Genomic DNA, 10,224 nt, shown 5'->3' on the forward strand with positions numbered 1-10,224 from the left:
GGGGGGGTGTGGAGGGACGGGTCGGCCGGCATCGGCTGCCGGTAGAACTGCCCGCTGTGCAGCGGTTCGCCCCAGGCGCCCTGCGAACTGGGCATCAGCAGCTGGTCGTCCTGGTCCGCTCCGGGCCCGACTGCCGGGTCGGGGAAGGTGTAGCCGCCGGACGCCGGCGCGCCCGGCTGCTCCTGCGGTGCGCCTGCGTTCTCCGGCTGTCCCTCGCCGGGGATCCGGCCGGTGTCAGTCATGCGTACCCCTCGCCCATCGTCCTCTTCTGCCAGCCCGCCGGGACGGTAAGCCCCCTTGTGAGGAACAACGAGCGCGTGGAACTCACGGCACGTCTCCCTCGTTCGTCCTTCCGCGACGTGACGCGGAAACCCGGTGGCGCGACCTGCTCGACCGCTGGTCGAGCGGGTCTGCGCGGGTGCGGCGAACCGCCCGACGGACCGGACACACAACGGTCCATCACCCTACCCGCCGGCACCGACAGAGGGTGTCCCGGGTGCACGACTGACCCCGCTTGGTCACGGTTCATTCCGACCAGATCACATACGACTTCCGCAGAGCAGGAAAACGACCGTCCGGTCCCGCTCGGCCCAGTCGGTGGTGTCCAGGTCGACGGACTGGAGCAGCAGGCATTCGACCCGGTAGCCGGCCTCGCCGAGCACCCGGCCCAGGGCCTCGGCCTCGTCCCGGGTTCCGGCGTGGGTCACCACCCGTTCGGGTCGGCGGTCGGCGCAGGCGGCGAGCAGGCGGGGCGAGGGGCTGCCGACCCGCACGACGTCCGGTTCCGGCAGGTCCTCCAGCACCTGCGGCGCGCCGCCGTGCACGACCTGCACCTGGACGCCGAGGGCTGCGGCGGTCGCCGAAGCGCGGCCGCACGCCTCCGCGTTGCGGTCGACGGCGATCACGCCGGCGCCGAATCGCGCGGCTTCGGCCGCCAGCCGGCCGTCGCCCGTGCCGATGTCCCACAGCAGGTCGCCGGGGCGCGGGCCGAGGCGGGCCAGTTGCACGGCGCGCAGCTGGGTGGAGCCGTCGGCCACCGCGCCCGGCGGCTCGGCCTCGGTGGACCGGTCGGTCCGGTAGGGCAGGGCCCAGCCGCGGGGTTCCTCGCTGTGGCCGGCCGGTCGGCCGGCGAGCCAGCCGCCGGCCCGGTGGTGTCCGGCGCCACCGTTGGTCTCCGCCGGTCGTGGAACGCTCTGGCCGCCGACGACGATCACGACGTTGGGGTCCCGCCACACGTGGTCGGCGGCCTTGTCGGAGGTGAGGACGGTGACCCTCTCCTGCGGGGTGCCGAGTGCCTCGCAGATGACAAAGGTGCGGTGCACTCCGGTGAGCAGCAGGCCGAGTTCGGCGGGTCCGGCGCCGGGTGAGGTGAGGACGGCGACCTTGGGATGGGCGCGGCAGACGTTGACGGCCCGGCGCAGGGTGCGGCTGTGGGCGACGACGATCTGGGCGTCGTCCCACGGCATTCCGGCGCGGGCGAAGGCGGTCGCGACGGCGGAGACGGCCGGGACCACCTCGACCTCCAGCCCGAACTCGGGGGCGCGGAGCGTCCGTACGACGCCGAAGAAGCCCGGGTCGCCGTCGGCGAGCACCACGGCGGTGCCCCGGTGGGAGGCGATCCGGCGGGCGGCCAGCGGGACGCTGCCGAGCTGTATCCGTTCGGCGCCCGGCGGTACCTCGGGCAGTGCCAGGTGGTGGGCGGCGCCGGCGACCAGGGTGGCGGCCCGGAGGGCGGAGAGGGCCGCGGCGGTCAGCGGCGAGCCGTCCCACCCGATCACCGTGACGCGGTCGGCCATCGGCGTGATTCTCCTGGGGGCTGGTGCGCAGGTCGGGGGCAGGGTGAGACTACCCGAGCCGTGCGGTGCGCACCCGTCGGCCCGGCACGCCTCCCGCCTCCCGGTGTCTGGTTCCCGTCCGGCGGGTGCGCGGGTCAGCCGTGGTGCCGGCCGGGCCAGTTCGGGTAGTGCGCGTAGGTGCCGCCCCGGGCCAGTTCCTCGGCGACGCCGTCCAGGTCCTCCGGGAGGAGGCTCCAGACGATGAGGTCGGTGCGCAGTTCGGTCCAGTGGCCTTCGTCGGTGCGGGTACGCGCTATCCACGCGTTGCGCAGGACGCCCTCGCTGATGCAGCCGATCTTCTGGGCGACCTGCTGGGAGGCGGTGTTGTCGGCGGCGGTGCGCAGTTCGAGCCGTTCGAAGCCCTGGTCGTCGAAGAGCCAGCCGGCGGCCGCCAGCACCGACTCGCAGGCGTAGCCCTCCCCCCTGGCCCAGGGGGCGATGACGTACGCGGCCTCGGCTGCACCCACCCGCCGGTCGACGTTGCGGAGGTGGACGGTCCCGACGAGGCGTTGGGTGAGGAACTCGGTGACGGCGAACGCCACTCCGGTGCCGGCGATACGTTCCGCCGGGGTCCGGACGGTGATCCACTCGCGTGCGTGGGCCTCGGTGTAGGGGGTGGGCACGGAGGTCCAGGCGATGACCAGTTCGTCGTTCATCATCTCGGTGAACTCCGGGACGTCCGCCTCGTCGAGCGGCCGCAGCACCAGCCGGTCCGTGCTGAGTGAGATGTCCGGGAATCCGGGAGACGAAGGGGTCATGCGCCGCTCCAACCTGCGAGGGGTCAAGTGCACAGCATGCAGCATCGATCACCGGACACGCAGCGGCGGGCCCCGGTGACCCCCGGGTTCGGGTGGTCGTCGGGACCCGCCGCCGCGTGCCGTGGCCGGTCAGGACCCGACGGGCCCGAAGGCCGGGATGACCGAACCGTCGTCGTAGGTCTTCTCCAGGTAGCTGCGGACCTTGTCGGAGTTGAGGAGCTCGGCGAGCTTGACGACCCGCGGGTCCTTCTCGCCGCCCTTCTTCACGGCGAGCAGGTTGGCGTACGGGTTGCCCTCGGTCTTCTCGACGACAAGGGCGTCCTCGGCCGGCTTCAGCTTGGCCTCGATGGCGTAGTTCCCGTTGATGACGGCGGCGTCCACGTCGCCCAGCGAGCGCGGCAGGGTCGCCGCCTCCAGCTCCTTGAACTTCAGGCCCTTGGGGTCGGTGACGTCCGCGAGGGTGGCGCCGGTGCCGACTCCGTCCTTGAGGGTGATCAGGCCGTGGTCGGCGAGCAGCTTCAGCGCCCGGCCCTCGTTGGTGGCGTCGTTGGGCACGGCGACGGTGTGCCCGGCCTTGAGGTCCTTCACGTCCTTGACGGACTTGGAGTAGAGCGCCAGGGGCTCCAGGTGGACGTTGACGACCGGGACGAGGGTGTCGCCGTTCTGCTTGTTGTAGTCGTCGAGGAAGGGCTTGTGCTGGAAGAAGTTGGCGCCGACCTGGCCGTCCTGGACGGCGGTGTTGGGCAGCCGGTAGTCGTCGAAGACCTTGATCTTCAGCTTGAGGTCGGCGTCCTCGGCGAGGTTGTCGCGGACGTACTCGAGGATGCCGGCGTGCGGGGTGGCGGAGGCGCCGACGGTCAGCGGCTTGCTGGTGTCGGTGGCGGCGCCGGTGTCCGGGTCGGAGGCCGTGCCGCAGGCGGTCAGGGCGAGGGTGAGGGCCGCGGCGGTCGCCGCGAGGACGGTGGTCCTGGTGTGGGTACGCACGAAGAGTGCCTCTTTCTGTGTGGTGCCGGCCCGACAAAGGGTTCGGGCTCGTTCTGGGGCGGGCGCGGTGGGGGCTTGTCAGCGGTGTGGGCTGTCAGCCGCCCTTGCGCTCGTGCCGGGTGAGCAGCCGCACGGCGGTGTCGCCGAGCAACTGGACGAGGGTGACGAGGACGATCAGCACGGCGACGGTGGCGAGCATCAGCCCCGTCTCGAAGCGCTGGTAGCCGTAGGTGAGGGCGAGGTTGCCCAGGCCGCCGCCGCCCACGACGCCGGCCATCGCGGAGTAGCCGACGAGCACGATGACGGTGGTGGTGAGGCCGGCGACGAGGGACGGCAGCGCCTGGGGCAGCAGCACCTTGAAGACGGTGGTGCCGGTGCCGCCGCCCATCGCCTGGACGGCCTCCACCAGCCCGTGGTCGACCTCCCGTACCGCCGTCTCCACCAGCCGGGCGAAGAACGGGATGGCGCCGACGGCCAGCGGCACGATGGCGGCGGTGGGTCCGATGAAGGTGCCGACGAGCAGCCGGGTGAAGGGGATCAGCGCGACGAGCAGGATGATGAACGGCAGCGAGCGGCCGACGTTGACCACCGCGCCGATCACCTTGTTCACGGCGGTGTTGCGCAGCATGCCGCCCCGGTCGGTGAGGACAAGCAGGACGCCCAGCGGGAGCCCGCCCAGCGCGGCGACGGCCGTGGACCAGCCCACCATGTAGAGGGTGTCCACGCAGCCCTGCACCAGCAGCGGTTGCATCTGGTCCCAGGTCACTTGACGGCCTCCTCGGTGGGGACGGTGGTCCGCGCGGTTCCGGCGGCGGCCGGGATGTCGACGGTGAGGCCGCGTTCCCGGAGGAAGCCGATCGGTACGACGTTGTCCTCGTGGCGTCCGGGCAGTTCGATCCGCATCCGGCCGATCTGGCGGCCGGCGACGGTGTCCATGGCGGCGCCGAGGATGGAGATGTCGATGTGGTAGGTGCGGGCGAGCTGGGAGATCACCGGCTGCGCGGTGGCCGAGCCGTGGAAGGTGACGTCCACGACGGTGCCGCCGGCGGTCGCGGGGTCGCCGCCGACGGGGAAGAGTTCGGCGGCCAGTTCGGAGCCGGGGGTGGCGAGCAGGTCGTCGACGCGGCCCGACTCGACCACGCGGCCGCCGCGCATCAGGGCGGCGGAGTCGCAGACGCTCTTGACGACGTCCATCTCGTGGGTGATGAGCAGCACGGTCAGTCCCAGCTCGCGGTTGAGGTCGCGCAGCAGCCGCAGGACGGACCGGGTGGTCTCGGGGTCGAGCGCCGAGGTGGCCTCGTCCGAGAGCAGCACCTTCGGGTCGCCGGCCAGTGCCCGGGCGATGCCCACGCGCTGCTTCTGGCCGCCGGAGAGCTGGCCGGGGTGCACGCGCGCCTTGTCGGCGAGGCCGACGAGGTCGAGGAGTTCGAGCGCCCGGCGGGCCCGGTCGCGGCGGGGCACGCCGAGGATCTCCAGGGGGAGTTCGACGTTGCCCTGCACGGTCCGCGCGGACAGCAGGTTGAAGTGCTGGAAGATCATGCCGATGCGGCTGCGGGCGCGGCGGAGTGCCGCCGAGGGGCGTCCGCCGTCGGCGCGGCCGGCGGGGGCGAGCGCGGTCAGGTCCTGGCCGGCCACGGTCACCGAGCCGGAGGTGGGGCGTTCCAGCAGGTTGACGCAGCGGATGAGGGAGGACTTGCCGGCGCCGCTCTGTCCGATGACGCCGAACACCTCGCCCTCCGCCACATGGAGGTTCACCCCGTCCAGGGCGGTGACCTCGCGGTCACGGGTTCGGTAGACCTTGGTCAGGTCCGTGGTGGTGATCACTGGTTTCCGTCACTGTCGTTCGGTGGCACGGGGGTGGGTGCCGGGCACGGGTGTGTCTTCGCGGTGCGGGGTGGTCCCGGGCGGGGTGGGACGACCGGTCGACGCCGGGTCTCAGGCTCTCGGGTCTCTCGCTTCGGGGCGCGAGGCGGCTGCGGCGGGGGCCCTCAGCGGTGACACATTCGACGCGGGCAGCAGCGGACGCCGGGCGGGTTCGTCGCCTCGGTGCCGTGGGTGCGGTGCCGCGTCGTGCTCATGGGCCCAGTTAAACAGAGCCCCGGACGACCGTCTCACCAGACAGAACCCGCGTCCGCATTGCGGACAGCCCGAACCTGGTTCGGCTCGACCTCGCATCGAGCGAACGCAGCCCGGTTTGACCCCTGTGAACTGGGGAAACAGCGTCGTTTGTACGGTCGCCGGCGCCTGGGCGGCGGCGGCCCCGCTGTGGTGAAGCCCACTCCCCGGCCGAGCGCGGGCCGACTGAGGTGGGCGACTCCGCCCGTACTACAGTCGTTGCCATGCTCACCCCGCTGACGGTCGCGGTCGCCGTGACCGCCCTCGCGCTGGCCGCCTGGTGCGGCCATGCGGCCTACCGGGACCAGCCGACCAAGGACTGGCACTTCATCGGCATGGCCGTGGTCACCGTGCTCGCGCTCGCCCAGCTGGTGGTGGGCGTTGTCCTGCTGGCGCAGGGCCGGGAGCCGGCGGACGGCACGGTGGTGTTCGTGTCGTACCTGCTGGGCGCGGCAGCCGCGATCCCGGCGGTCGGCTTCCTCTCCCTCGCCGAACGCACCCGCTGGGGGTCGGTGACGGTGGCGGCCGGCGCGGTGGTGCTCGCGGTCCTCCAGGTGAGGCTGCACGACATCTGGGGAGGCGGCGTTGGCTGAGGTACGCGTCAGGACGGGCCCGCCCGCGTCCGGCGGGATCGGCACCGGACCGGGACGGCTGCTCGTCACGCTCTACGCCGTCTTCACCGTCGGGGCGGCGTCCCGCTCGATCTACCAGCTCTCCACCCGCTTCGACGAGGCGCCGCTGGCCTACGTGCTGTCGGCGCTGGCCGCGCTGGTGTACGGCTTCATCACGGTGGCGCTGGTGCGCGGCGGTGAGCGCGCGCGGGCGCTGGCGGTGGGCTGCTGTGTCGCGGAGCTGGCCGGGGTGCTGGTCGTCGGCACCTGGACGGTGCTCGACCCGGCCGCGTTCCCCGACGCCACGGTGTGGTCGGACTACGGCATGGGCTATCTGTTCATCCCGCTGGCGCTGCCGGTCACCGGACTGCTGTGGCTGCGCCGCCACCGCCGCCCGGCGGCCTGAGCCGCCCGGCACGACAGCCGCCCGGCACAGACACACGTGAGGGGCGGACGACCGGTGGTCGTCCGCCCCTCACGTGCTGTCCGGCCGCGCCCGGTCAGGCGCTGGTGACAAACGCCCCCGAGTCGGCGGGCTCCTTGGCCAGTTCCTTCTCCAGCACGATCAGGCTGCGCCGCGGCGAGACCTTCTCGGTGGCCGTGGTGACGTAGCCGCAGCGACGGCAACCTCCGCCTCTACCGCCGCTGCGGTGCCCGGTGTGGAGGCGGAACCGGCGGGCGCCCTCGGTCTGCGCGAGTTCGCGCTCCAGCGCGCTCAGCAGTCGGCCGCCGAGGCCGTGCCGCTGGAGGCGGGGATGCACGATCAGCTTGTCGATCAGCCCGATGCCCTCGCCGTCGACCGAGCCGCGCACCGAGCCCACGACCTCCTGGCCGAGCCGGGCCACCAGCACCCGGCCGCCGGCCAGCTCCGCGCGCAGTTCCTCCAGGCTCTGGGTGAGGGGCTCGATGGTGTAGTCGCCGTACAGCTGCGCCTCCGCCTGGTAGCAGAGGTACTGGAGCTTGAGGATCTGTTCGACGTCCTGCTCGGCTGCCGCAGAGATGGTCACGCTCATGCCCATGTGCGCACGCCTCTCCCTTGTGAGTGTCGCGCCGGTCCGCGCTGGGTTGAGGGTCGCGCGGCCGAACTGTCTGCCCTGGTGACGTCGGTCGTCTATCGCACCATTCCCCCGCGTTCAACGATTCCAACCTCCGTCACGAGCATTCTGCGCAGACATCCCAGGCAACGGGAACGCAACGGCCCCACACTGCCCTGTGAGATTCCCAACTCGCCTGCGATTTCCTGGTACGTCGCGCCGTCGGCGGCCAGGAGCGCGGAGAGCAGACGGGGACAGCGGCCGGGCAGACGGGTGATGAGGCGGCGCAGGGCGTGTCGCCGCTCGGCGGCCAGGTAGCTCTCCTCCGGGCCCGGGGCCGCGCGGTCGGGGTGGGCGGCGCGGTCGGATCGGAGGCGGGCCGGCGGCACGGCGGTCTCGCGGCGGGTGCCGGACCGCAGCCGGGCCGCCTCCCTCCGCGCGGTCGTGCGCAGCCAGGCGTCGACCGGCTCGGGCGGGACGCCCGTGTCACCGAGGTGTTCCAGCCAGCGCAGCCAGGTCAGCTGGCGCAGGTCGTCGGGGTCCACACCGCCCGAGGCGGTCTGCGCGCGGCAGGCGGCGTCCAGCAGCGGACGCGGTGGCAGCGGACGCGGCGGCGGACGACGCCCGGCGGGAGGGCGTGCGGTGGTCGTCGGGGAGGGGCGCATGCCCGGCGGGACGGGCGGGTCCCGCCGGGCGGTTGCGGCACGGGCCGACGATCACCCGTGGGAGCGACGGAAGTCCTCGGCGGCCAGCAGGGCGGTGTCCGGATTGTCGGTGAAGATCCCGTCGATGCCCGTCTCGAAGTACGCGCGGTAGGCGCCGAAGACGTCGCCGTAGGCGTTGGGGTCGGAACCGCGCCGGAAGTCGGCGGGCAGGAAGGAGTTCTCGTTGCGCATGGTGTAGGGGTGCAGGACCAGGCCGCGCTGGTGGGCGTCGCGCACCAGCGCGGTGGGGCGGGTCAGCCGACCCTCGGAGTCACGCGGGATGACCAGGTCGAGGGTGGGCCCGATGCCCTGGGCGAAACCGGCGATCCAGCGCAGCCCCTTGGGGGTGATCAGGTCGGCGACCGTGCGCGGGTCACCGGACTCCACGAAGTCCCAGGGGCGGGAGGAGGCGCTGGAGAGCAGGACGACCCGCGGTGTGTCGACCAGCTTCGCCAGGCGCCGCATGCTGCTCGGCTCGAAGGACTGGAGGAAGACCGGGGAGCCGGCGCGGTGCAGTCCGTGCTTGCGCAGGATGCGGGCGAGTGGTTCCTCCAGCCCGAGCCCGAGCTTGCGGAAGTAGGTGGGGTGCTTGGTCTCGGCGTGCAGCCACACCGGCCGGCCCCGGCGGGCGCCTTCACGCCGCGCCCACGTCACGACCTCCTCGAAGGTCGGCACCGGCCAGCGGCCGTCGTAGACGGTGTTCTGCTGCCGCTGCCGCGGGATGCGCTCGGTGGCGCGCAGGGTGCGCAGTTCGGCGAGGGTGAAGTCCTCGGTGAACCAGCCGGTGTAGCGCACGCCGTCGACGGTCTTGGTGGTGCGCCGGTCCGCGAACTCCGGCCGGTCGGCGACGTCCGTGGTGCCGCTGATGTCGTTCTCGTGCCGGCAGACGAGGTGGCCGTCCCGGGTCGGCACCAGGTCCTGCTCGATGACGTCGGCGCCCATGTCGAGCGCGAACTGGTAGGCGCCGAAGGTGTGTTCGGGCCGGTAGCCGCTGGCGCCGCGGTGTGCGACCACCGCCGGGACGGGAAGCCCGCGACCCCGTCCACGGCCGGGTGCCGGTGCGGCCGCCGCCGGGGCGGCCCCGGCTCCCAGCACGCCCGCGGTCGCCCCCAGCGCCGCGGCGCCCAGTACCGCTCTCCTGCCCGGTCGTCGCTCGTCCGACATCGGTTCTCCTCACCGTCGACTGCGTGGAACTGGAGCGTGGTCGCGCGGCGCGCGCCGGGGGCGTGCGCCGCGAACCGCAGCGTAGGTGCTGCGGCGCGTCGCGGTGGGGACTTCCCGGGGAACATGCCGGAACATGGAGGTAACACCCGTTCGGTACGGTGGGCCGGCAGCGGCCGCCACCCCCTCGCACCACCCGGGGTGGCCCGGGGCGTTACCCACGAGTATCGTCCTGCCGTCAGTCAGCCGTTTGATGTGTCCAGACCGGAGGCGAAGTCGCCGTGCAGCCCCGTTTCCTGCTGATCAAGGCCGTGCTCGGCCCGACGTTGCGGGCCCTGTTCCGGCCGCGTGTGGAGGGTGCGGACCGGATTCCCGGATCCGGTCCGGTGATCCTGGCCGGAAACCACCTCACCTTCATCGACTCGATGATCCTGCCGCTGGTCAGCAGGCGACAGGTGTTCTTCATCGGCAAGGACGAGTACGTCACCGGGCGCGGGCTCAAGGGCCGGCTCATGGCGTGGTTCTTCACCGGGGTCGGCATGATCCCCGTCGACCGGGACGGCGGGCGCGGCGGCGTGGCCGCGCTGATGACCGGCCGTCGGGTGCTGGAGGAGGGCAGGGTGTTCGGCATCTACCCCGAGGGCACCCGCTCCCCCGACGGCCGCCTCTACCGGGGCCGCACCGGCATCGCCCGGCTGGCGCTGATGACCGGCGCGCCGGTGGTGCCGTTCGCGATGATCGGCACGGACCGGCTGCAGCCGGGCGGCAAGGGCATGCCGCGCTTCGGCCCGGGCCGCCGGGTGACGGTCCGCTTCGGCGAGCCGCTGGACTTCTCCCGCTACGAGGGCATGGACCGCGACCGCTACGTGCTGCGGGCGGTCACCGACGAGGTGATGAGCGAGGTCATGCGGCTCTCCGGCCAGGAGTACGTCGACATGTACGCCACCAAGGCGAAGGCCGCCTGAGCCGGCGGTCGCGCCCCTTCGCCGAGCGCAGGTGAGCGGGGCGGACGTGGGCGGGGC

Annotated in this window: 12 protein-coding genes; 3 read left to right on the forward strand and 9 right to left on the reverse strand. The window is 72.8% G+C overall.

Features of this window, described 5'->3' with window-relative positions; all coding sequences use genetic code 11:
- The 6 genes from GL263_RS14005 to GL263_RS14030 all read right to left on the reverse strand — a co-directional run.
- The coding region (locus tag GL263_RS14005) for a hypothetical protein (RefSeq protein WP_182856023.1) at positions 1-242 on the reverse strand (242 nt) is incomplete at its 3' end.
- 297 nt (positions 243-539) lie between these two features.
- Positions 540-1,796 (reverse strand): precorrin-6y C5,15-methyltransferase (decarboxylating) subunit CbiE, encoded by a 1,257-nt coding sequence (gene cbiE / locus GL263_RS14010; RefSeq protein WP_182856024.1) that lies wholly within the window; start codon positions 1,794-1,796, stop codon positions 540-542.
- Between the two features lie 134 nt (positions 1,797-1,930).
- Positions 1,931-2,593, reverse strand: coding sequence for a GNAT family N-acetyltransferase (locus GL263_RS14015; RefSeq protein ID WP_182856025.1), 663 nt, complete (start codon positions 2,591-2,593; stop codon positions 1,931-1,933).
- A 129-nt stretch (positions 2,594-2,722) separates the two neighbouring features.
- On the reverse strand, positions 2,723-3,577 hold the full coding sequence (locus GL263_RS14020; RefSeq protein WP_182856026.1) for a MetQ/NlpA family ABC transporter substrate-binding protein: 855 nt from the start codon (positions 3,575-3,577) through the stop codon (positions 2,723-2,725).
- A gap of 94 nt (positions 3,578-3,671) precedes the next feature.
- Complete coding sequence (locus tag GL263_RS14025) at positions 3,672-4,343, reverse strand: methionine ABC transporter permease (RefSeq protein WP_182856027.1); 672 nt, start codon at positions 4,341-4,343, stop codon at positions 3,672-3,674.
- Positions 4,340-5,401 carry a methionine ABC transporter ATP-binding protein gene (locus tag GL263_RS14030; RefSeq protein WP_182856028.1) on the reverse strand — a complete coding sequence of 354 codons (1,062 nt, stop codon included), beginning with the start codon at positions 5,399-5,401 and terminating at the stop codon, positions 4,340-4,342. The genes GL263_RS14025 and GL263_RS14030 overlap by 4 nt, the downstream gene beginning before the upstream one ends.
- 515 nt (positions 5,402-5,916) lie before the next feature.
- On the opposite strand from GL263_RS14030, the gene GL263_RS14035 reads away from it, so the two are divergent.
- The gene (locus GL263_RS14035; RefSeq protein ID WP_143646944.1) at positions 5,917-6,285 is read left to right on the forward strand and encodes a hypothetical protein; all 369 of its coding nucleotides are present in this window, start codon (positions 5,917-5,919) and stop codon (positions 6,283-6,285) included.
- On the forward strand, positions 6,278-6,709 hold the full coding sequence (locus GL263_RS14040; protein WP_182856029.1) for a hypothetical protein: 432 nt from the start codon (positions 6,278-6,280) through the stop codon (positions 6,707-6,709). The genes GL263_RS14035 and GL263_RS14040 overlap by 8 nt, the downstream gene beginning before the upstream one ends.
- 94 nt (positions 6,710-6,803) lie before the next feature.
- On the opposite strand, the gene GL263_RS14045 is transcribed toward GL263_RS14040, so the two are convergent.
- From GL263_RS14045 to GL263_RS14055, 3 genes are all read right to left on the reverse strand, one after another.
- A complete protein-coding gene (locus GL263_RS14045; protein ID WP_182856030.1) occupies positions 6,804-7,322 on the reverse strand; it encodes a GNAT family N-acetyltransferase in 519 nt (172 codons plus the stop codon).
- Positions 7,323-7,414: 92 nt separating this feature from the next.
- Complete coding sequence (locus GL263_RS14050; RefSeq protein ID WP_182856031.1) at positions 7,415-8,002, reverse strand: RNA polymerase sigma factor; 588 nt, start codon at positions 8,000-8,002, stop codon at positions 7,415-7,417.
- Between the two features lie 51 nt (positions 8,003-8,053).
- Positions 8,054-9,205 (reverse strand): glycerophosphodiester phosphodiesterase, encoded by a 1,152-nt coding sequence (locus GL263_RS14055; RefSeq protein WP_182856032.1) that lies wholly within the window; start codon positions 9,203-9,205, stop codon positions 8,054-8,056.
- A 278-nt stretch (positions 9,206-9,483) separates the two neighbouring features.
- On the opposite strand from GL263_RS14055, the gene GL263_RS14060 reads away from it, so the two are divergent.
- Positions 9,484-10,167 carry a lysophospholipid acyltransferase family protein gene (locus GL263_RS14060; protein ID WP_182856033.1) on the forward strand — a complete coding sequence of 228 codons (684 nt, stop codon included), beginning with the start codon at positions 9,484-9,486 and terminating at the stop codon, positions 10,165-10,167.
- Positions 10,168-10,224 lie beyond the last annotated feature (57 nt).

Source organism: Streptomyces durbertensis (genome assembly GCF_014156695.1).
Classification (GTDB): domain Bacteria; phylum Actinomycetota; class Actinomycetes; order Streptomycetales; family Streptomycetaceae; genus Streptomyces; species Streptomyces durbertensis.

Coding starts and splice junctions, on each gene's coding strand:
- cbiE (WP_182856024.1), bottom strand. CDS start 1,796: ATGGCCGACCGCGTCACGGTGATCGGGTGGGACGGCTCGCCGCTGACC.
- GL263_RS14015 (WP_182856025.1), bottom strand. CDS start 2,593: ATGACCCCTTCGTCTCCCGGATTCCCGGACATCTCACTCAGCACGGAC.
- GL263_RS14035 (WP_143646944.1), top strand. CDS start 5,917: ATGCTCACCCCGCTGACGGTCGCGGTCGCCGTGACCGCCCTCGCGCTG.
- GL263_RS14045 (WP_182856030.1), bottom strand. CDS start 7,322: ATGGGCATGAGCGTGACCATCTCTGCGGCAGCCGAGCAGGACGTCGAA.
- GL263_RS14050 (WP_182856031.1), bottom strand. CDS start 8,002: ATGCGCCCCTCCCCGACGACCACCGCACGCCCTCCCGCCGGGCGTCGT.
- GL263_RS14055 (WP_182856032.1), bottom strand. CDS start 9,205: ATGTCGGACGAGCGACGACCGGGCAGGAGAGCGGTACTGGGCGCCGCG.